Raw genomic sequence first — 19720 nt, 5'->3', positions numbered from 1 at the left:
CTTCAGGCATTCGGTGGCATCGCTTTCTTGCCGCCGTCAGCCGCCCAGGAAAGTATGGCCGCAAACACCGGTCGAAGTTCGAGCGCGTGCTCTGTCATTCCATATTCAACGCGTGGCGGTATCTCCGGATAGGCGGTCCGGGTAACGAGCCCGTCTGCCTCGAGTTCTCGCAACTGTGCGGTGAGCATGTGCTGGGTCACACCGGGGATGGCCCGCTTGAGCTCGTTGAAGCGGTGGACACGTTGGTAAAGCAGCGAGAGAATTTCGAGCTTCCACTTGCCGCTTATCAGCCCCACGGCTGCCCGCACTCGTGATCGCATCTCGGCCACTTCAGCCGGAGAGCTGCGCAACAGATCGTCGGTATTCATTTTCATCCCAGGTATTCATTTTTGCGGATTTCAGATTAACGGGACATCGATTCCGGTAAATCCCGGACAGTCGTTTCACTAAATCGCGGACAGTCCCGCGGGATTGACTTTCGTTCGCCTGGTTGATGTCATTGGTTATTGATTTCGGCGTTTTACGCTTCGGTCAAGAGCGGTCTTGGTTTTTGCTTCCTCATGCTGTCTCCCTCGAGCGCAATTCGATGGGCGTTATGGACGATACGATCGAGGATGGCGTCAGCGATCGTTGGTTCGCCGATCATCTCGTGCCACTGCGCGACGGGAAGCTGGGCGGTGATCAGAGTGGATTTCCGGCGGTAGCGCTCTTCGAAGATTTCCAGGAGATCGAGCCGCTGCTGATCGCTGAGCGCGTGGGTTCCCCAGTCATCAAGGATGAGTAATTGAACACGCGCGAGCTTGTCGACCAATCGGGGAAACCGCCCGTCGAGGCGCGCTAGCGCCAAATCCTCGAAGAGACGGGGCATGCGGACATAGAGAACGGAATAATCGAGGCGGGCCGCTTGCCGTCCGATGGCGCAGGCGAGCCATGTTTTGCCCGTTCCCGTTTGTCCGGTCAGGATCAAGTGCTCATGGGCCTTGAGCCATTCGCCTTGGGCAAGCGAGAGGAGCTGTCGGCGGTCGAGGCCGCGAGGGGCGGCGAAGTCGATGTTCTCGATGCAAGCATCGGGGAAACGCAGTTTGGCGATTGCAAGCCGGTTGGTCAGTCGCTTGTCGCCGCGCACGGCCATCTCCCGATCAAGCATCAGGCCGAGCCATTCATCGCGGTTGAGATCGCTGCCCTCAGGTTGATTGGCCAGGTCGCGATATGCTGCCGCCATGCCGGATAGGCCGAGCGCATGCATCTGGTCGAGGGTTGGATGTGTGAGCATGTGAGTATCTTCCTTTCTTCACTGGTAATAGGAGCTGCCGCGGATGTTGCCATGCACCGGGGTGGGCTTGACTGGCTCAGCACCAGGCGGGGCCTGATCGAGACCGGATTTGAGGATGGTGCTGACGGAGGAATAGCTGAGCGCATTGATCGTCAGTGCCCGATCGCACGCCGCTTCCAGACGCTCGGGGCCGTACCGGCGCGCGAGCGATAGAACGCCTTGAGCGGCGCGGTATCCCTGCTGAGGATGAGGTCTATCGCGCATCAGCCGCTCGATCAGGATTGCAGCGTTGCGGCCAATCTTTGCAGCTTGCTTGATGAGGCTCGCAGGCGTCGTGTTGGCATAATGCTGATGTGTCTTCGGCATATGCTCGTTGACGGTGACATGACCGCCCCGCTGCGACGTCCGGCGGTGGCTGGCGACACGTTGGTGATCATGGAGGATCTCGACGATCCGGCTTGTAAGCCGGACATCGACCTGGCGGCCGATCAGGCGGTGCGGCACGGAATAGAAGGCCTTGTCGACCTCGACATGGTAGTCGGGATGAACCTTTGCCGACTTCCATTCGGAATATTCGAATGGCGTTGCCGGCAAGGGCGCAAGCGCGTCTTGCTCGATCTCCTCGAAGAGCTGCCGGCGGGATTTGCCAACCCGGCGCATCGGCCGGCTATTGAGATCGTCGAGAAGCTGGCTGATCCGCACGTTGAGATCGACAAGGCTGAAGAAACGGTCGTTTCTCAGCCGCGCCAGGATCCAGCGCTCGACGATGAGAACGCTGCCTTCGACCTTGGCCTTGTCCTTCGGCCGTTTCGGACGGGTCGGCAGGATCGTCGTGTCGTAATGCTCGGCGAATGCCGCAAAAGTGGCGTTGATGGTCGGCTCGAACCACAAGGGCTTGGCAACGCCGGCCTTGAGGTTGTCGCAGACGATGGCTTTCGTCACGCCACCGAAGAAACCCAGCGCCAGCTGCTGACCCTCGATCCAGTCGGGCAACCGTTGAGTGAAGCTTGCATAGGCGAAGGTGTACAAGGAGGCTGGCAGAACCGCGACGAAAATCTGCGCCAGCCGGATTTCGCCCGTCACCGGATCGATCACCGGGACGGTTTGGCCGGCGTAGTCGGTCTGCATCGCCGCGCCGGCAGTGTGGCGATTGCGGAAGGTGGCGCTGGCGCGCTGCTCGAAAGCGGCAAACCGCTCGCAGAACCACGTGTATCCGTAACCGTTGGGGTGCCGTTCGCGATATTCCTGCCACAACAGCGTCAGTGTCACGCCCTTCCGCTTCAATTCACTGGCGATCTTGCCCCAGTCGGGTTCGTGCATGTCCTGGGGCGGACGGCCGCGACGATGGAACAGGCGGCGCTGCAGAATGCCATCATCGTCCAGCCCAGGCGGTAACGGCCAGCCCGTCAGCCCGGCCTCACGCGCCCGCAGCAGGTAGGTCGAAATGGTCGTTTTGCTGATCTTCAGCCGTTCCGATATCGCACGAACCGAAAGCCCCTGTTCGTGCGTCAGTCGCAATATCGATCGAATGTCCTTCACGTCAGTAAGTCTCACCTGCTTCCGTCTCGCCATTCATCAGCCCCTCGTTCAAATCGAGGTCCAGAATGGCAAAACGGCGCGTGCGAAAGTCGATCTTTATGCCGAAAGACTGTCCGGGATTCACCGGAATCGCTGTCCGGGAATTAGCGGAAATGCTGTCCCGGATTTAGTGAAATCGCTGTCCGGGATTTAATGGAATCCCTGTCCGCGAATTACCGAAACCCGCATTCATTTTCATCCTTCTTGTACGATCAACTGTATCCCGGTTGAATAGCGTAACGCAACAAAGCGCGCTCCGCTTCTCTGCCTGATGCAAGAAAGGTTTGCCTCATGTCGTTGAATACTGACACAATCGTTCACCCGCGACTTCATCATATTGGCCTTACGACCTCGAACGGCCCGCGCATGGCCGAGTGGTACAGGCAGGTGCTTGGGATGGTCGTCGTTCACGAGACGCAGTCCGCTGCACCTGCACACGCGGGTGTTCCTCCTATCAAAAGCATCTGGATGAGCAATGACGAGGCAAATCACCGGTTGGCTCTGGTCGAAGTGCCCGGCCTGGAAGTCAACGCCGAGCGATCCCATCACAGCCGGGTTCAGCATTTCGCCTTCGAATATCCGAAGCTCGATGACCTTCTTGGGACATACCAGCGGCTCAAGGGAATAGGTATTCTGCCTGTGCTATGTACGGATGGGGGTCTTCAAACAGCGTTTTACTATGCCGATCCTGACGGCAATATCGTCGAGATCAACGTCGACAATTTCGGTAATGCGTGGACCTCCGGCGAGTATATCCGCACGTCTCCCGAGTTGCGCGTAATCCGGTGGGCGTCTACGTCGATCCTGACAAGATGATCGACGCGCACGCGCTTGGCGCCTCTCAATGGGGCTTGCACGTTCGCGCACGCGCCGGGGAGTTTGCGCCGGAAACTCTTTATGACCCACGCATCCTCATGTAGAAACTTGACCGCATGGTTTGTGCGCCGGGCGGTGTCAGCAGGGCTCACCGACGGCGGGATCAACTGCATTTTGCATCGAAAGCTGTTCGAGCAGCTTCGATGTCCTTGCTATGCTTCTCTCCCCATTCCAGCAAAGTGGCCAAGGGCTCGGTAAGTGAGTGACCGAGTGGCGTGAGCTCATATTCAACCTTGGGCGGGATGGTGGCATAGGCCGTTCTGAGGACCATGCCATCGCGCTCCAGACCACGCAGCGTAAGTGTGAGCATGCGGTGCGACACGCCGCCGATACGCCGCATGATGGCGTTGAAGCGCAGTGGACCGTCGGAAAGCGCTCCGACCGTCATGATCGTCCATTTGTCGCCGACACGGTCGAGAATCTGGCCAAGCAATCTGCACTTTGCGTGCTGCTGATGGTCAAGCGTATCGCGTTCCTTCGTCATCGCCGGCATGTAGACCCTTCCACGAACATAAAGGTGCGTGACGCACCATTTTGTACATTCTTACGCGCCTGTCAGAGAACATATATAACATAAGGAACAGAGTGTGCCTATCAGCCGGGAGGAAGTGCAAAATGAAAAACCGGAGTGAGGCTCGATCAATGCTGCTTTGTCTGCGCTGGTCTGGCTAGGGCCTTCCTCGCCACATTCGCGACGGAGAAGGCCGCTGGGCCGAAACTGCCGTTTGCCGCGTCACCCTTTAATATAAGCAACCAGTACGAGGAGCTCATTATGCATTCCACGCCAAAAATCGCCCTCATCATCGGCTCGACCCGTCCCAGCAGGATGGCCGATATTCCTGCACAATGGATGCTGAAGCAGGCGCAGGCGCGCGGCGACATCGAGGTCGAGGTGGTCGACCTTCGCGACCACCCGCTACCCTTTTTCGACGAATTTGCGTCGAACCTCTGGATGCCAAGCCAGAATCAGGAAGCGGTGCGCTGGCAGCAAACGATCGGCCAATACGACGGATATATTTTCGTCGTCGCCGAATATAATCACTCGATCACTGGCGTGCTCAAGAACGCGCTCGACCAGGCTTACAACGAGTGGAATCGCAAGCCGTTCACCGCGATCGGCTATGGCGGAACGGGCGCCACCCGGGCCGTCGAGCACCTGCGCGGCATCGCCGTCGAGCTGCAGATGATTTCCACCCGATCCGCCGTCCATATCGGCGGCGCCGACTTCATGGCGATCCATCCTCAAGCAGGGAAGCAGCTGATCAAAACGATCGAGGCAAACCTGATTCCGTCCGCGACAGCCGCGCTGGACGAACTTGTCTGGTGGGCCGGCGCGACGATGACGGCGAAGGCGAAAGCCTAACCGTCAACAACAGCTCTGAGGACGACGCATGGCGATGAACAACCCCACTCCACCCATCAGGCGCATCCAGTATTACCGCTTTGGTGGTCCCGAAGAGATGAAGCTTGAAAACCATGTTCTACCGCCGCCCGGACGGCACGAAATCCGTGTCCGTGTCCGCTCGGCCTCGGTCAACGAGATCGACTGGAGACTGCGAGACGGCTATCTCAAGCTGATAACAGGCTGGCGGTTTCCGCGCGGCATGGGCATGGACTTTGCCGGTGTAGTCGAGCAGGTCGGGCCGGAGGTCAGCCGCTTTGCCATCGGCGATCGCGTGATGGGCATCGCGCCGTTGCGCACGCCCGGCGCCTTCGCTGAAGCGCTCATTACCCGAGAGGGTCAGACGTTACTCATGCCGGACGGACTTGATTTCGAGGCCGCGGCGGCGCTTCCCACGGTGGGCGTCACGGCGTGGCGCGGGCTGTTGAAATATGGCCGCCTTCAGTCCGGCCAGTCGGTCTTCATCAACGGCGCCATGGGCGGCGTCGGGCGGGCGGCTGCGCAGATTGCCCGCGCCAAGGGAGCCTCCGTCATCGCCGGCCGCGTTGGTCCGGACGATATTTTGGCCGCCGGAGCAGCCGGCATCGATCCGGCCATCAGCTACAAGGGGCCGATCCCACCTGAGCTGCGCCACCAGTTCGACATCGTCTTCGATTGCCATGGCAGCCTGACGCCGGCAGAAGGCGATCTGCTCGTCCAGCCTGGAGGCGTGATCCTCGACACCAACCCGTCAGGGCGCAAACGCTTGCTGGCGATCCTGTCGCGTCGGCGAAAAATGGTGTTCGGAAGCATGAGCGCCAAGGAGATCCAGCCGGCGGTCGATCTCGCCTCCGCTGGTCAGCTTCGCATCCCTGTCGGCCGTGCGATCGGTCTGGAAGATGCCATCGCGCAAATCGCTGCCATGGAGCAGGGTAAAGGGGGGAAGGGGAAGACCGTCATCGTCATACCGTGATAGTACGTGCCCCCACCTATTGCCTTGCCCCGCGTGCCGCGCGCCCCAGCGCGATCGGCGTGGCTATCACGGTGTCGCCAAACTCCTGCCACCACGCGGTCAGCGTCCATGGTCGGACCGAGCTCTGGCGATTTGGCGGCCATCTCCATAGTGAATTCGCGGTGGAATTCCGCATAGACCGTCCGCGAGCCTTCTAATCGAGAAGATCGCGTTTCGACACCAAGGGTGTCGGTGTGAGCGTCCTGTTACCCGCGACCCAAAAAATGATTTGGCGGGAGCCTCAGACTAAGGCGGTCACGGAAAGTTCCTTCCTCGTACTCTGTGCGAAATAGACCACGACGTTGAAGTTCCGGGACGACCGAGCGAGCGAAATTGATCCAGTCGTCTGGGAGCAGTGGGAACATCAGATTGAAACCATCGGCGATGCCAGATGAAAACCAGCCCTCCAGCTGATCTGCTACGTCATTGACAGTACCCGAGACCATTGGCACGGAGCCGGTATTGGCAATCTTTCGCGCCAACTCGCGGACCGTAGCAGAACTGTTCGTCTCGCTCTTGACAATGTTGAGCCAGGTTCGCCAGCCGTCGAACTTTGCTTCGTCTGGAAGATCTGGCATAGGTCCATCGAGCGCATGCGAGGACAGATCCATCCCCGACCAACTTGACAAGAGATCGAGGCTGACGCGGTCAATCATGAGCTCCTCAAGTTCTGCTTGACGCTCTCCAGCTTCCTGTCGAGAAGACGCGACAACGGGAAGCACGCCCGGCAAGAGCAGAAAACTCTCTGCTGTCCTACCCTTCTTTGCCAGCCGCATCTCGACGTCGGCACGGTACTGCTTCCCTTCCTCCTCGTTGCGAAAGACAGCGAAGTGGATGTCTGCAAAGTCGGTAGCCAATTCCCTTCCTGCCTCAGAAGAGCCAGCCTGTACGATGAGCGGGCGCCCCTGTGGCGAACGTGCAACGTTTAACGGTCCTCGAACCTTGAAGTGCGTGCTGGCATGGTCGAGATAGTGGACTTTGGAAGGATCAGCAAAATACCCACTTTCCTTGTCCATGAGCAGCGCGGCGTCTTCCCAACTGTCCCAGAGCTTGATGACGACCTCTAGAAACTCCTCGGCCCGCTGATAGCGGGTTGCGTGGCCTATGTTGGCACTCAAGCCGAAGTTCTTGGCTTCTTCCTCTAGCGCCGATGTGACCACATTCCAGGCCACCCGACCTTTTGAGAGATGATCAAGCGAAGCGAACGTGCGAGCAATATTATAGGGTTCGTTATAGGACGTCGACGCCGTGACGATAAAGCCGATCTTCTTTGTAACCGCCGACAGTGCAGCGACGAGGGACAGCGGCTCCAACCGCGCATTAGCATAATGCGCGACGCCGCTTTCGAAGGTATCCCAAATGCCAAGGTGGTCGGCTATGAAGATCGTGTCGATCTTGGCTTCTTCCGCGATTTCAGCGAGGTTCCTGTAATAGTCCAGATCGAAAATCTCACGACCGGGGGCCGCCCGATGCCTCCACGAAAGCCGGTGGTCCCCCTGCGGATTATAAAAGAACGCAGAAAGGACCATGTGCTGGCGTCTTGGCATGTCGAATTCCTCATTGCAAATTCCGGCGCCCATCGTTCGGGCCTAGCCCCTCGGGCGGTAGCAGAAGGGGAGCTGGGAAGCCGGGCTCCATCTTGGCCCGACCGTCCTCTCACTGTAGCTTATGCGCTTTCAGCCAGTCGTCAGCGATAACATCGTAGCTTTCATGTGCTGTGATCCGCGCATTCATATCGAGAAGATCGTCAGTCGTCAGCGCGTCCGAAACCGCGTCCAATGCCGCAGTAATTTCCTTGGTTACCTTTGTCGATGATATCAATGGAAGGACGTTCTGAGAGGGGAATTGATTTAGCGGGTCGGCGAGCGCGACGAGCTTGTTAGACTTGAGCGCCGGGTCGGTGGAGAAGCCGCAACCCACCTCGATCTGGCCGTTGTTGAGAGCGGAGAGAACCAGCGGCCCACATACGTCCAGGGCTTTGTAAGACTTGAACTTGACGCCGTAATTCTTCTCGAATCCCGGAACGCCATCTGGCCTTACCTTCCATTCGGGCGGTCCGCCCAGTACCCAGTCACCAGCATGATTTTTAAGATCACCAATCGCCTTCAATCCATATTTTTCGGCGCTAGCCTGCGTGACGACAACCGTGTTGGTATCCTGCGCCGACGATGCCGATAGCGCCTGCACGCCTTCTGGCAAAACCGTCTTAAGTGCTGCCAGAACGTCATCACTTGAGTTCAGCGTCGAGCTTCTGTCGAGGTATCGAAGCACCGCGCCACCATATTCCGGTATGAGATCGATGGAACCATCCTTCAAAGCCGGAAAATACACTTCGCGACTACCAATGTTCGCGTGGATCTCAACTTTCACACCCTTTGCAGCCAGCGCCTTGGCATAAATAGTAGCGAGCAACTGGCTCTCCGGAAAATCAGCGGAACCGACGACGATCGTCGATTTGTCTGACACGACGGAATTGCCCCCAAGAGGATCGCTTTGAGCCAACGCCGATAGCGCAGTGAACGCCATCAATGTGGCGGCGGTGACAACCGTTACGGCGGTTTTCTTCATGAGGCTTCCTTCTCCATACCTATAGATTATGTATACAATATCGCGTGTTGGTGACAGGTACTTTCGCCTAGCGTAGGCCGGTTTAGAGGAACAGATGCGTCTTAAAGTGCGCAGATGCACAACGTCGTTTCGATCTTCCTTGCACCTAGACAGGGTGGCCCAGCCCGGGAGAGACCAAAACTCGGCCAATGGTACCGATTAGAAAATCCACCAATATGACGAGAACGCCCACCATCACCGCACCGGCGACCATCTGGCCGTAATCGCTTTGGGCCCGCCCATCGATGATCAGTCGGCCAAGGCCGCCAAGGGAGGCGTAAGCAGCGATCGTAGCTGTGGATATGACTTGAAGAGTCGCGTTTCGAAGGCCCGAAAAGATGAAGGGAAGTGCACAGGGAATCTCCACATAAAAAACGATGCCTAGTGGCCGATATCCCATGCCTCTGGCAGCATCGACGGCAGATGGGTCAACAGCGGCGATACCGGCATAAGTCGCCGTCATGATGGGCGGCACAGCAAGCAGGACGAGAACGATCAGGCTGGGTACTTCGAACGCCAGGTCCGAGGTGAAGAGCGGACCGCAGAGAATGACAAGAAGGACTAGAAGGCCGAGGCTGGGAAGAGCTCTTAACGCATTCGCTAGTCCAGCGACCATAGTTACTCCTCGTCGCGTGTGGCCGACGTAGATGCCAATCGGAAAGCCGATCGCACCCGCCAGGAGCAAAGTAATAAGCGTGTACCAAAGATGCTGACCGCAGAGGGCGAGAATGCCTTCCGAGCCCACCCATTTATCCGTATCAAGCAAGTACCCAAAAAACTTCACTTGCTGCTCCTGTTCCAAGGAGCTAGTCGACGACCGACCCGGACGACAGCCTGATCAAGCAGCAATGCCAGGAGAAAGGAGAGGACGATGCCGACGATAATCGGCGTCAGGAAGCGAAGCTGTAGCCCTTGCGTGAAAAGACTTCCGAGCTGCGGGGTTCCAATCAGTGCGGCCACCGACACGATGCTGACATTCGATACGACCGCTACTCGCAATCCGGCTGTGATGGCGGGGACGGCCAGTGGTAGTTCCACCGCGAGAAACCTCGCTATCGGCCGGTAGCCCATCGCCGTCGCAGCCTGCAACGTATCCGATGAGACTGTCGAAAGCCCATCTGCCACCGTTCTGACCAGCATCGCCAGGGCGTAGACCGTTAGCGCGACAACGACGTTGAGTGGATCCAGAATGCGCGTGTGAAGCACAAGCGGTAGGAGGACGAAGAGAGCCAAGGAGGGTATCGTATAAAAGAGTCCCGCAAAGCCGAGCCAGAAGGGACGCATGAAGCCGGAGTGGTGTGCCAGCCCTCCGATCGGGATGGCCAGGATCAGGCTGATGATGACCGGCACGACGGAAAGAGCAAGATGCCACAGGAACAGGGTGGCGATCGATCCCGACTCACGTAAGATCCAATCAAAGCTCATCAATGCACTTCCGCCCAATTGCGCGACCGGCCCTCTTCTAGAACAGCAGAAACGCTGGCGAGAGTAGCCGTGCCAAGCAGCCGGCCATCGGCATCGACGACGACGCCGCGGCCCGACGGAGAGCTCAGCACTGCATCGAGAAGCACGCGCAGCGGATCACCTTGTGCGGCCACGGTACCGCTAAGATTAAGTTCGACAGGCAAAATGCGCTTGGACGGCAGGTTCAGGTCGGCCCAACCCAAGGGCCGGTTGTGTTCGTCCAAGGCCAGAACCCACCGTCCAAGCGCGGCCGCCTTTGCCTCCTGGGCGTCGGCACCCGGTCGAACAGTCGGCTCTGCTTCGAGGCGAACTGCTTCAGCTGTGCCAGCAAATCCAAGAAAGCGGTAACCGCGATCCCGACCCACGAACTCCGCGACGTATTTGTCGGCTGGCTCGGCAAGAAGCCGGCGTGGGGTTGCAACCTGTGCAAGCGTTCCACCCGGTCGCAGCACGGCTATCTGATCGGCCAGTTTCAGCGCCTCATCGATATCGTGGGTGACCATTATGATCGTCTTTCCCAGCTGACGTTGGAGCCGAAGAAATTCGTCCTGCAATTGGGTACGGACTACTGGATCCACGGCGCTAAATGGCTCGTCCATCAGCATAAGTTCAGGATCAGATGCCAACGCCCGTGCAACGCCCACACGTTGTTGTTGCCCACCGGACAACTGGGAGGGATATCGGCCTGCGATTTCGTCTGCCAGACCGACACGCTGAAGCAGTTCTTTGGCAGACCCTAGCGCTTTTGTTTTGGACACGCCATTCAACCTTGCTGTCGTAGCGACGTTCTCCAGAACCGTCAGATGCGGAAACAGTCCGGCGTTTTGAATGACATATCCTATGCTTCGACGGAGCTTCACGACATCCATATTTTGTGTTGGCTCACCATCAATGAAGATTGTACCAGAGGTGGGAACCACCAGCCTGTTAATCATACGCAGGCTCGTTGTCTTCCCGCATCCCGATGGGCCGACCAGTGCCGTGAGCTTTCCTTTGGGAGCCTTCAAAGAAAGGCCGTTCACACCGATAGTTTCATCGGCAAATCGTTTTACCACGTCTTCAAAGACGATCATGATCGCTCCGTAACATAGAGAATATTCTCCTGGCACTCTCTCTTGGTCGCCAGACTTTAAAGTCCACGGCACACAGCGCCCCGCTCGAACGGTCGACCACCAATCTGGACCCGGCGCTTTCATGTGACCTTAAAAGGCTGAGATAGGGCCCGAGCCGCATATGCTGCACAAAACCACCCAGTTGACCCGAGGCTTTCGCTTTTCGGCTGGCAATTTTTAGCCGATGACGGGATATCCCTGGCGGTATGCATCACGCTCAAGCTCCGCTAGAGGTTCGTAATCGGCATCAGAAAGGACAGCGATATCCTTGAGGGCCAGCGTGTCGCGTGTTTCCGCAAGCGAAGGATCGGTGATCATTTTGTAAAGTGCGCGGCGAAGTACGGCAACGTCGTCATCGGAAGCATCCCGCCGCGTGATAAAGGGAAGCCCCGGTCCGTTGCGGGTTTCGGCAAGGACTCTGACCCCTGCAAGCCGGTCGGGATCGAAACGAAGCGTATTGCCATAGGTTACGCAGTCGATAGCGGCCACATCCGCTTTACCCGCTGTCACCGCATCTAGGCTACTGTTATGACCGCCCGTCTCGATGACCGACGAAAAGTAGTCAGCACCTTTCGCAAAAGGCGCAATTGCGGCGCGAAAGAGATTGACGCCGGAATTACTGTTCGGATCGTTGATTGCTGCTCGAGCCCCTCGCAGGCCTCCCAAGGAGCGCACTTGAGAATCTTTATGCACGATGATGAAGCTGCACATGTTCGGCCCATCACAGCCTGGAAGAGAATAAACCGGCGTTGCAACAAGCCGCACTTTGCCGCGCAGATGCTTCACATAAGGATAGCCACAGCTCTGCGCGAGCAGAAGCTGAGGATGGACCCAAGCTGCATCGTAGCGAATAGTCTGGTCCAATGCCTCGGGAACCCCGGCAAGACCCTCATCCCGCAATGTGTCCCGCACAAAGCCCCAAAGTCTTGCGTTCGCCGCAGCGATTGGCGGTGGGCGCACGTACATGGCAAGGCTTGCAAGCATTACGAAATCCTTCATGTTTCCGAGTATCGGGTCTGTTAGCTTAAGGTCTGATAGCTTGTGCATGCGAAAGCGTTGTCGCCTACCACTTCATCCGCAATAGGCCTTTTGAATCGCACGAACGGCGGCAGACTGCGAAGAAAAATCAGACCCGGTCGTCAACCTGTGGCCATTGTGCCAGCGATATCGAATCCGCGCCCTTTTCACTCATGCAGCTTGATTGTCATGAATGACGTGGGTGGGTGGGATCGTCGTGCGGTTTGAAGAAAAATCGTCGCGCTATTTCCCAATAACCATTGTAGACCAGGCCGCCGTTCGAACGAACGAGCGTCTCGCGATTTTGGCGATACACTCTCGGCAATCGATACCACGAAATGCCTGGGCGACGATGATGAAGGACGTGAAGGTTATTATAAAGAAACAGTAATCCAAAAAAATGACTATTCTCGACGATCGCCGTGCGCTCTTCATGGTTTTCGGCATAACGATGCTCGGCGTATGACCTCAGCCGAGTCATCGCCGCGCCGATATAGACGAAGCCGAAGAAGTAGAGCGAGATCGGCATGCCACATATGACCGTCACCCAAATGAGCAGTAAGCTCACGCCGACGAGATGTCCTGCCCAGATTCGCCTCCGTCCAGCTTCGTTTGCCCTCACAAGGGGCCATTCCTGTGCAAGAAAACTCAGAATCATCACGGCGGGACCAATGGTTAGACGCCCGAAAAGCGTGGTGTTCCAAAGCGCCAGGCCACGTCCGAACCGACCGAGTTGTTCCCACGTGTTGCGCGTGAAATAGGACGACTCAGGATCCTCGATCGGGTCCGTGAGATGCTCATCACGATGATGCTTCAGATGACTGTCTTTATAAATTTGATAGGGTAACCAAAGCGACAACGGTATCGATCCGATCGCGTCGTTGATCTGCTGGCTGCGGGTCGGATGGCCATGCATGACCTCATGCTGGAGCGAGCCCTGCCATGCGATAAGCCACCCTCCGGCAACCGCAACCAGGATCGACGGCATTGACTTCCACCACCAGGTAATCCCAACAAATCCGCCGTAGATTGCGATTGCTAGGATGACTGTTGGCCATTCTATGGAGCGTCGCGCGGGTGCCGCCTTGCCAGCATCGGAAGCGTGATTGGACATAACTTAAACTCCCCTTAAACGCCAACAAGCTAGCGAGCTTGGCTCAACAAAGAAAATAAAGTTTATCTATTTTGTAGACTATATTGCGAAAACCATTCTATCGGGATGATGGTTCGCTAAGACTTGGTGATGGCGCGGCGCTGACGCGCCACGCAATGGTTCTCATACCAACTTCATTCAAATCGATGGCTGCAAGGTCGCCATATCGATGACGAAGCGATAGCGTACATCTGCACGCTCAAGTCTTTCGAACGCTTCGTTGATTTCATCCATGCGAATGAATTCGACATCGGGCAGGACTTTGGCCTGGGGCGCAGAAGTCGAGCAGTTCCTGAGTTTCGGTGATACCGCCAATCGGTGATCCGGCAATCCTGCGCCGCCCTGTCATCAAGGGAAGCGTGTTCATCTCGTTCATCGGTCCAAGCTGGCCGACCAGAACAAGGGTGGCGTCGACATCGAGCAACGGCAGGTAAGGATCGACATCGTGCCTGACAGGGACCGTATCGATGATCAGATCGAAGCTTGAATGCGCGGATGCCATGGCCTCGGTGTCAGACGAGACGAGGAGACGCTCGGCGCCCAGTGCTAGGGCATCGGCCTGCTTGTCGTTCGATCTGCTCAGAACGGTGACGTGCGCTCCCATCGCGACAGCCAGCTTGACCGCCATATGTCCAAGACCACCCAGCCCGACGACGCCTACGCGACTGCCTGGCCCGACATTCCATGTGCGGAGCGGCGAATAGGTGGTGATGCCGGCGCAAAGAAGCGGGGCCGCCTTCGCCGGATCGAGTCCTTCGGGCAGCCGCAGCACGAACTCCTCTCGAACGACGAGGGTCGCTGCATAGCCGCCGGTCGTCAATTGCCCGGTGATCCGGTCCGGGGCTCCATAGGTAGACGTGACGCCCTGCCGGCACATCTGCTCTTCGCCCGATCGGCACTGGTCGCAACTCTGGCAGCTGTCGACGATACATCCCACCGCCACGAGGTCGCCTACCTTGTAGCGCGTCACGTCAGGGCCGATATTCGTGACACGGCCCACGATCTCGTGTCCGGGGACTAGTGGATAGGTCGTCCATCCCCAGTCATTACGTGATTGATGCAGATCCGTGTGGCAGACGCCGCAATAGAGCACCTCCATTGTCACGTCGTTGTCGCGCACTTCGCGGCATTCGAACGAGAGCGGCTTCAGGGGGGCATCAGGGGCGGTCGCAGCGTATCCGTCTATTTGCATGGTGTACTTTCCATATGAAGGTTTGAGATTTGTTTCGGGGTTCCGGCGACGGCTGTTCCGTCACCATTCATCAAATGGCATCGCCAGTCGGCTCTCAGGCCAACGAGTAGGTCTTGATGTTGGCGAAGGCATCCATGCCGCTGCTGCCTAGCTCGCGGTCCACGCCGGATGCCTTCGTGCCGCCGAACGGTATTTCGACGGGCGCGCCGAGATACTGGTTGATGCCGACCATACCGGTATCCAGAGCCTCGGCGACGCGTTTCGCCTCGGTCAGGTCCTGTGCGTAGACAGTGCCGCCGAGGCCATATTTGCTGTCATTGGCAAGGGCGATAGCGGCATCGGCGTCGGCGACCCGATGAATGATGCCGATCGGGCCGAACGCCTCTTCATGATAGAGGCGCATGTCGCGCGTGATGCCGGTCAGCACCGCGGGTTTGAAATAGGCACCCGTTCCTTCCACCTTGCCGCCTTCGACGAGGACGGTGGCGCCCTTGTCCACGGCGTCCTGATACTGCTGCTGGAGTGTCTCCACCGCTGCTGGGCTGGAGACCGGACCCAAAGTGGTTGCCGGATCGAATGGATCTCCGACCTTCTGGTTCGCAAAGGCTTCGGAATAGCGTGTGATGAAGGCGTGGGCGATCTTCTCCGTGACGATCACCCGCTTGGGTGACACGCAGACCTGGCCGCCAAGCGCCAGGCGGCAAACGGCCGCCGTGCCAGCGGCGGCATCGACGTCGGCGGAATCCAGCACGATGAAGGGATCGGAGCCACCGAGTTCAAGCACGACCGGCTTGATGTGACGGCCGGCCTGTTCTCCGATTACCGAGCCGGCCCGATCGGATCCGGTCAGGGTTACAGCGCGAATGCGCGGATCGGCGATGAGCCGCGAAATCTGCTCATGAGAAAGTGCCCCCGTCTGGAAGACGCCCTTGGGGAATCCGGCCTCGACGATCAGCTCTTCCAGGATCAGGGTTGAGCCGATCGTGATCTCGGCGGGCTTGAGGATCACGGCGTTGCCGAGCAACAAGTTCGGCGCAGCGACGCGACCTGCTTGATAGATCGGGCCGTTCCAGGGAGAAATGCCGAGCGTTACACCGATGGATTCGCGCCGGGTATAGACGCGCGAGAAGCCTGCAACTTCGATCTCGGTATCGCCGAGCAGGCTTTCGGCATGCCTGACGTAGTAGCGCAGCATATCGACCGGCAGTGCGACCTCGAACTTCGCCTGCGGCAGCGTCTTGCCCATTTCGAGCGACACCTGATGGGCGAGCCGTTCGTTGTTGGCTTCCAGCAGTTCCGCCAGCTTCAGGAACAGGCGCACCCGCTCGGGCACCGGCACCGAGCGCCACGTGAGATAGGCATCGTGCGCCCGCGCTAGCAGCGCTTCTGCTTCATTGTCGGTCAGGGTCGGATAGCCCTTCACCAGCTCCTCGGTCGCAGGATTGAAGGTGCAATAGGTCAGCGACGTAGGCGTGACGGATTTGAGTGCCGCTGGCTGGGCCATGGGTCGTTCCTTTCGTTGGATCGGCGTCACTTGCGTTTGGGCAAGACTATGATAATAAGAGGAGGACTCCTCCGTTTTATACATACGGAGATTTCCTCCGTTTATCAAGCCAGGAAGTTATGATGACCGCCCAATCGCAAACGCCACGCAAACCGCGCGCGGACGCCGAGCGCAATCGGTTGAGGCTGATGGCTGTGGCGAAACAGGTGTTCGCGGACAAAGGCACGTCGGCGAGCCTGGACGAGATTGCCCGCGCGGCCGGAGTGGGCATCGGCACGCTCTACCGTCACTTTGCCACCCGCGAAGCCTTGATCGGTCAACTTTACGAGAACGAGGGCGATCAGCTTGCGGAAGCAGCCGAAAATCTCTCGCAAGGCGAGCCGCCCATCGAGGCGCTGCGCCAATGGCTGTTGCTGTTCGCCGACTATCTCGCGACCAAGCGGATCATGGCCGATGTCCTGAGCCTGCTGGGTCCCAATGCCGACGAGATCTGCGCGGCCTCGGCCGAAAGGCTGATCGCGGCATGCGGTTATCTTCTCGATAACGCGACAGCGAGCGGGGCCATCCGTCGCGAGGTCGAACCCCTCGACCTGCTGATGGCTATCGCCGGGGGCGCCAATCTGGGGCACGCACCTCAATGGGAAACCGGCGTTGCGCGGGTCATCGACATCATGATCGCCGGCCTCACCCGCGAGCCATGACGCATTCATCAAAAACAACAGAGACCTGCCGGAACGCCGATGGTCTCCTAACCGAAAGCAGGAACCATGAAGAGCATTCGATACCATGACTACGGCACGCCCGAACAACTGCGCCTGGAGAAGATCGACGCGCCTGTCCCGGCGGAGGGAGAGGTTCTGGTCGATGTCGCAGCCGACGCGGTCAATCCTGTCGACTACAAGCTGCGAAACGGCTGGGCGCGCGAAGCTCTGCCGCTGAACCTGCCCTATGTTCCGGGCGGCGACTTTTCCGGCACCATCGTGGCGGTGGGGCCCGGTGTAAGCGAGGCGCGGATCGGCGAACGGGTCATGGGGATGATCAGCGTGCTTCGCGGCGGGGCCTATGCGGAACAGGTGAGCGTTCCGGCCGAGGACGCCGTGCGGGTGCCGGAAGGGTTGGACCTGATCGTGGCGGCGGCACTGCCCATGGGCGTCATGACCGGCTACGACCTGATCCAGCGGGGGATAGATGCCCGGGCCGGCGAGCGTATCCTCGTGACCGGCGCGGCCGGAAGCGTCGGTCGGGCCGCCGTATATGCCGCTGCCGCTCGCGGGGCGACAGTGATCGCTCTGGTGCGTGCGCCGGTTGACGTGCCGATCAGCGGCGCAGCCGAGACGATCGTGCTTCCTAATGGAGACGCGATCGCGAGCACAGGCCCCTTCGACGCGGTGGCTGACACGGTTGGAGGCGATCTTGCGCAATCGCTCGTCGCCCAGATCCGACCAAAGGGCCGCTTCGTGACGGTGGTGGGGCAGTTGCCCGAGGTACCCACGGACAGCGGCATTACAGTTGGGCACGTTGTCGTGGAGAGCAGTGCCGCAAACCTCCTGCGCTTCGCGGAGGCGGTAGCTGCCGGAAGGGCGCAGGTGCCCGCTCCTCAATCCATGCCACTCGAACAGGCGGCAGAAGCGCATCGTCGGCTCGAAGCGGGCGGTGTTGGAAGCAAACTGGTGCTGGTCCCATAGTACACCGCTGTAATGGCCGATAATGGAATGGCGCATAGGCAACCCGGTCGCCCATTCCGCGTGAGGGCCGCCAGCATTGCTCAGGCTTAACGCATAACGGAGGCAGTAAAGGAAGCGGCCTTGGAACTCGGTGTATTCTCCCTTTCCGATATCAATCCCGACAGCGGCGACACGGCCCGGAGCCGGATCGACGACATCATCGACTACGGCAAGCTCGCCGAGCGCCATGGGCTCGACATATTCGGCGTGGGCGAACATCACAGTCCCGCATTCGCGGTGTCGTCGCCGGCCGTGCTCCTGTCCGCCGTCGCGCAGGCGACGTCCCGGATCAAGCTCGCCACCACGGCGACCGTGCTCACCGTGCTCGATCCCGTCCGGCTCTATCAGGACTTCGCGACCCTCGACCTGATCAGCCACGGACGGGTCGAAATCGTCGCCGGGCGCAGCGCCTTCGCCGAACCCTTCCCGCTGTTCGGCGAGGACATGGCCCGTTACGACGAGACATTCGCAGAAAAGCTCGATCTGCTGCTGAAAATCCGATCCGACGATCCGGTTTCATGGCGAGGAACCGTTCGTCCGCCGCTGGACGCCGCCCGTATTGTTCCGCGCGCGACCGCCATTCTCCCCGTTTGGGTCGCGGTCGGCGGCACGCCGGAAAGCGCGCAGCGGGCGGGACGTCTCGGCCTGCCGATGATGCTCGGCCTGATCGGCGGCACCATCGATCAAGCCAGGCGCATCGTCGATATCTACCGCGAGGCCGGACGCCGCGCCGGCCATGCCGACGACCGTTTGTCGGTCGGCATCACGAGCCATTTCCACGTCGGGGAAACTGAGGCGCAGGCACGGGAGCGCTTCTTTCCCTATTATCAGCGCTATCTTTCGCCGAAAACCAATGGCGGACGCGGCTGGCATGTCGAGCGTTCCGACATGGACAAGGCCGCTGAGCCACGCGGCGCGCTGATGGTCGGCAGTCCGCAGGAGGTGGCGCCCAGGATTCTGGACCTTCGTGCGACGCTCCGTATCGACCGGTTCATGGGACAGGTCGATCTCGGCGGAATGCCGAAGGACATGGTCGCAAGCTCCATCCGGCTGTTCGGCGAAACGGTCGTTCCAGCAGTCCGCGTGCCGGTGGAGATGGCGATCAGCCGTGTGACATTCTCCTCCTTCATCGCGGAGATGACGGCCTGTGTCGCCCGGGTGATCGGCAGGTGTCTTGGGTGCGGGGTTTTCGACGGGCCGAGCGCCGACAGCACGGCATCGGCGCCGCGAACAGCCTCGCGCAGGACCGCACTATCCGAGAGATCTCCCCGTACCACATGAACCCTGTCGTCCTGGAAAGGTGTCGAAGAGCGGGCAAACACCGTCACCTCGAAGCCGCGCTTCAACGCTTCATCGATCAGATAGGGACCGGTTTTGCCGGTCGGGCCGAAGAGGGTGACGTTCATGTTTCGCATCCTTCCTGAAGCCAGCGCGACGGGTTCACTGCCCCCGCACCGCGAAATTTTTCCTGCACGAGATCGAATTTGTTGCCGTCCGGATCGCTCAGCGTCGTATAGCGGATCTGCGGCAGTTCGAACTTCTGCACGACCGTCGCGCCGAGCTGAACCAGCCGTTCGGTCTCACCGTCGAGATCAGATGTCCTGAGATCGACATGGACGCGGTTGCGCTGCGTCGGCACGTCTCCGACCTTCTGGAACTGGAACGGGGGGACATCAGGAGACGCCGCCAGTTGAACGATCATGCCAAAATCGTTGGCGACCGCGATACCGAGAGCTTGCGACCACCAGGCGGCCAGTTTCTGCGGATTCGCAGTGTCGATGGTGACAGCGTGTATTTTCATGGTCTGTTTCCTTGTTTCTTCGGACA

At 59.0% G+C, this 19720-nt stretch carries 20 protein-coding genes and 2 pseudogenes; 6 read left to right on the top strand and 16 right to left on the bottom strand.

The annotated features are described in order from the left end of the window. Window positions 1-2: 2 nt before the first annotated feature. From CFBP5473_RS24225 to CFBP5473_RS25640, 4 genes are all read right to left on the bottom strand, one after another. Window positions 3-374: a winged helix-turn-helix transcriptional regulator gene (locus CFBP5473_RS24225; RefSeq protein ID WP_413228986.1), complete on the bottom strand. Its 372-nt coding sequence runs from the start codon at window positions 372-374 to the stop codon at window positions 3-5. A gap of 146 nt (window positions 375-520) precedes the next feature. Beyond that, window positions 521-1273, bottom strand: a complete 753-nt coding sequence (gene istB / locus CFBP5473_RS24220) for an IS21-like element helper ATPase IstB (RefSeq protein WP_027677343.1) — start codon at window positions 1271-1273, stop codon at window positions 521-523. A gap of 18 nt (window positions 1274-1291) precedes the next feature. Beyond that, the gene (istA, locus tag CFBP5473_RS24215) at window positions 1292-2845 is read right to left on the bottom strand and encodes an IS21 family transposase (protein WP_136954450.1); all 1554 of its coding nucleotides are present in this window, start codon (window positions 2843-2845) and stop codon (window positions 1292-1294) included. Further along, on the bottom strand, window positions 2814-2936 hold the full coding sequence (locus CFBP5473_RS25640; RefSeq protein WP_272949278.1) for a hypothetical protein: 123 nt from the start codon (window positions 2934-2936) through the stop codon (window positions 2814-2816). Before CFBP5473_RS25640 ends, istA begins: the two co-directional genes overlap by 32 nt. Window positions 2937-3142: 206 nt before the next feature. Between CFBP5473_RS25640 and CFBP5473_RS24210 the strand changes: the two genes are divergently transcribed. Next, complete coding sequence (locus CFBP5473_RS24210; RefSeq protein ID WP_051441453.1) at window positions 3143-3667, top strand: VOC family protein; 525 nt, start codon at window positions 3143-3145, stop codon at window positions 3665-3667. Window positions 3668-3830: 163 nt separating this feature from the next. Here the strand turns inward: CFBP5473_RS24210 and CFBP5473_RS24205 are convergent, their stop codons facing one another. Next, window positions 3831-4220 (bottom strand): winged helix-turn-helix transcriptional regulator, encoded by a 390-nt coding sequence (locus tag CFBP5473_RS24205; RefSeq protein WP_027677257.1) that lies wholly within the window; start codon window positions 4218-4220, stop codon window positions 3831-3833. A 279-nt stretch (window positions 4221-4499) separates the two neighbouring features. On the opposite strand from CFBP5473_RS24205, the gene CFBP5473_RS24200 reads away from it, so the two are divergent. Both CFBP5473_RS24200 and CFBP5473_RS24195 read left to right on the top strand, forming a co-directional pair. Continuing rightward, a complete protein-coding gene (locus CFBP5473_RS24200; protein WP_027677256.1) occupies window positions 4500-5090 on the top strand; it encodes an NADPH-dependent FMN reductase in 591 nt (196 codons plus the stop codon). 28 nt (window positions 5091-5118) lie between these two features. After that, window positions 5119-6081 carry an NADP-dependent oxidoreductase gene (locus CFBP5473_RS24195; protein ID WP_051441452.1) on the top strand — a complete coding sequence of 321 codons (963 nt, stop codon included), beginning with the start codon at window positions 5119-5121 and terminating at the stop codon, window positions 6079-6081. Window positions 6082-6326: 245 nt separating this feature from the next. On the opposite strand, the gene CFBP5473_RS24190 is transcribed toward CFBP5473_RS24195, so the two are convergent. The 9 genes and pseudogenes from CFBP5473_RS24190 to CFBP5473_RS24150 all read right to left on the bottom strand — a co-directional run bounded on the left by CFBP5473_RS24190 (window position 6327) and on the right by CFBP5473_RS24150 (window position 16169). Next, window positions 6327-7667, bottom strand: coding sequence for an LLM class flavin-dependent oxidoreductase (locus CFBP5473_RS24190; RefSeq protein WP_210163880.1), 1341 nt, complete (start codon window positions 7665-7667; stop codon window positions 6327-6329). Between the two features lie 109 nt (window positions 7668-7776). After that, on the bottom strand, window positions 7777-8688 hold the full coding sequence (locus CFBP5473_RS24185) for an ABC transporter substrate-binding protein (RefSeq protein WP_027677253.1): 912 nt from the start codon (window positions 8686-8688) through the stop codon (window positions 7777-7779). A 145-nt stretch (window positions 8689-8833) separates the two neighbouring features. Next, window positions 8834-9511, bottom strand: coding sequence for an ABC transporter permease (locus CFBP5473_RS24180; RefSeq protein WP_051441451.1), 678 nt, complete (start codon window positions 9509-9511; stop codon window positions 8834-8836). Further along, window positions 9508-10152 (bottom strand): ABC transporter permease, encoded by a 645-nt coding sequence (locus CFBP5473_RS24175; RefSeq protein ID WP_027677251.1) that lies wholly within the window; start codon window positions 10150-10152, stop codon window positions 9508-9510. The genes CFBP5473_RS24180 and CFBP5473_RS24175 overlap by 4 nt, the downstream gene beginning before the upstream one ends. After that, entirely contained in the window at window positions 10152-11264 is a 1113-nt protein-coding gene (locus tag CFBP5473_RS24170) for an ABC transporter ATP-binding protein (protein ID WP_027677250.1), read from the bottom strand. The genes CFBP5473_RS24175 and CFBP5473_RS24170 overlap by 1 nt, the downstream gene beginning before the upstream one ends. Before the next feature lie 216 nt (window positions 11265-11480). Beyond that, complete coding sequence (locus CFBP5473_RS24165; protein WP_037171915.1) at window positions 11481-12302, bottom strand: phosphate/phosphite/phosphonate ABC transporter substrate-binding protein; 822 nt, start codon at window positions 12300-12302, stop codon at window positions 11481-11483. 205 nt (window positions 12303-12507) lie between these two features. Beyond that, window positions 12508-13434 (bottom strand): fatty acid desaturase, encoded by a 927-nt coding sequence (locus CFBP5473_RS24160; protein ID WP_027677248.1) that lies wholly within the window; start codon window positions 13432-13434, stop codon window positions 12508-12510. 177 nt (window positions 13435-13611) lie between these two features. Further along, window positions 13612-14665 (bottom strand): annotated as a pseudogene (locus tag CFBP5473_RS24155) (NAD(P)-dependent alcohol dehydrogenase). A 94-nt stretch (window positions 14666-14759) separates the two neighbouring features. Beyond that, window positions 14760-16169, bottom strand: coding sequence for an aldehyde dehydrogenase family protein (locus CFBP5473_RS24150; RefSeq protein WP_051441450.1), 1410 nt, complete (start codon window positions 16167-16169; stop codon window positions 14760-14762). A 119-nt stretch (window positions 16170-16288) separates the two neighbouring features. Between CFBP5473_RS24150 and CFBP5473_RS24145 the strand changes: the two genes are divergently transcribed. The 3 genes and pseudogenes from CFBP5473_RS24145 to CFBP5473_RS25550 form a co-directional block, all read left to right on the top strand. Beyond that, complete coding sequence (locus CFBP5473_RS24145; RefSeq protein WP_337678401.1) at window positions 16289-16870, top strand: TetR/AcrR family transcriptional regulator; 582 nt, start codon at window positions 16289-16291, stop codon at window positions 16868-16870. Between the two features lie 66 nt (window positions 16871-16936). Then, window positions 16937-17854: an NADP-dependent oxidoreductase gene (locus CFBP5473_RS24140; protein WP_027677245.1), complete on the top strand. Its 918-nt coding sequence runs from the start codon at window positions 16937-16939 to the stop codon at window positions 17852-17854. A gap of 120 nt (window positions 17855-17974) precedes the next feature. Then, a pseudogene (locus CFBP5473_RS25550) lies at window positions 17975-18808 on the top strand (LLM class flavin-dependent oxidoreductase); the annotation flags it as partial. Here CFBP5473_RS25550 and CFBP5473_RS25780 read toward each other — a convergent pair. Both CFBP5473_RS25780 and CFBP5473_RS24125 read right to left on the bottom strand, forming a co-directional pair. After that, entirely contained in the window at window positions 18727-19299 is a 573-nt protein-coding gene (locus tag CFBP5473_RS25780) for an NAD(P)-dependent oxidoreductase (protein ID WP_136954449.1), read from the bottom strand. The pseudogene CFBP5473_RS25550 and the gene CFBP5473_RS25780 overlap by 82 nt on opposite strands. Then, window positions 19296-19694, bottom strand: coding sequence for a VOC family protein (locus CFBP5473_RS24125; RefSeq protein ID WP_157835825.1), 399 nt, complete (start codon window positions 19692-19694; stop codon window positions 19296-19298). Before CFBP5473_RS24125 ends, CFBP5473_RS25780 begins: the two co-directional genes overlap by 4 nt. Between the last annotated feature and the right edge of the window lie 26 nt (window positions 19695-19720).

Origin of the sequence: Agrobacterium larrymoorei (assembly GCF_005145045.1) — a bacterium.
GTDB lineage: Bacteria > Pseudomonadota > Alphaproteobacteria > Rhizobiales > Rhizobiaceae > Agrobacterium > Agrobacterium larrymoorei.
The sequence above is the reverse complement of the archived record's forward strand: the minus strand, read 5'-3'. Positions and strand labels throughout refer to the sequence as shown.

Excerpts from the sequence above, each read along its gene's own strand:
- CFBP5473_RS24225 (WP_413228986.1), bottom strand. The coding sequence starts at position 374 with ATGAAAATGAATACCGACGATCTGTTGCGCAGCTCTCCGGCTGAAGTG.
- istB (WP_027677343.1), bottom strand. The coding sequence starts at position 1,273 with ATGCTCACACATCCAACCCTCGACCAGATGCATGCGCTCGGCCTATCC.
- istA (WP_136954450.1), bottom strand. The coding sequence starts at position 2,845 with ATGGCGAGACGGAAGCAGGTGAGACTTACTGACGTGAAGGACATTCGA.
- CFBP5473_RS24210 (WP_051441453.1), top strand. The coding sequence starts at position 3,143 with ATGTCGTTGAATACTGACACAATCGTTCACCCGCGACTTCATCATATT.
- CFBP5473_RS24205 (WP_027677257.1), bottom strand. The coding sequence starts at position 4,220 with ATGCCGGCGATGACGAAGGAACGCGATACGCTTGACCATCAGCAGCAC.
- CFBP5473_RS24200 (WP_027677256.1), top strand. The coding sequence starts at position 4,500 with ATGCATTCCACGCCAAAAATCGCCCTCATCATCGGCTCGACCCGTCCC.
- CFBP5473_RS24195 (WP_051441452.1), top strand. The coding sequence starts at position 5,119 with ATGGCGATGAACAACCCCACTCCACCCATCAGGCGCATCCAGTATTAC.
- CFBP5473_RS24190 (WP_210163880.1), bottom strand. The coding sequence starts at position 7,667 with ATGCCAAGACGCCAGCACATGGTCCTTTCTGCGTTCTTTTATAATCCG.
- CFBP5473_RS24185 (WP_027677253.1), bottom strand. The coding sequence starts at position 8,688 with ATGAAGAAAACCGCCGTAACGGTTGTCACCGCCGCCACATTGATGGCG.
- CFBP5473_RS24175 (WP_027677251.1), bottom strand. The coding sequence starts at position 10,152 with ATGAGCTTTGATTGGATCTTACGTGAGTCGGGATCGATCGCCACCCTG.
- CFBP5473_RS24170 (WP_027677250.1), bottom strand. The coding sequence starts at position 11,264 with ATGATCGTCTTTGAAGACGTGGTAAAACGATTTGCCGATGAAACTATC.
- CFBP5473_RS24165 (WP_037171915.1), bottom strand. The coding sequence starts at position 12,302 with ATGAAGGATTTCGTAATGCTTGCAAGCCTTGCCATGTACGTGCGCCCA.
- CFBP5473_RS24160 (WP_027677248.1), bottom strand. The coding sequence starts at position 13,434 with ATGTCCAATCACGCTTCCGATGCTGGCAAGGCGGCACCCGCGCGACGC.
- CFBP5473_RS24150 (WP_051441450.1), bottom strand. The coding sequence starts at position 16,169 with ATGGCCCAGCCAGCGGCACTCAAATCCGTCACGCCTACGTCGCTGACC.
- CFBP5473_RS24145 (WP_337678401.1), top strand. The coding sequence starts at position 16,289 with ATGATGACCGCCCAATCGCAAACGCCACGCAAACCGCGCGCGGACGCC.
- CFBP5473_RS24140 (WP_027677245.1), top strand. The coding sequence starts at position 16,937 with ATGAAGAGCATTCGATACCATGACTACGGCACGCCCGAACAACTGCGC.
- CFBP5473_RS25780 (WP_136954449.1), bottom strand. The coding sequence starts at position 19,299 with ATGAACGTCACCCTCTTCGGCCCGACCGGCAAAACCGGTCCCTATCTG.
- CFBP5473_RS24125 (WP_157835825.1), bottom strand. The coding sequence starts at position 19,694 with ATGAAAATACACGCTGTCACCATCGACACTGCGAATCCGCAGAAACTG.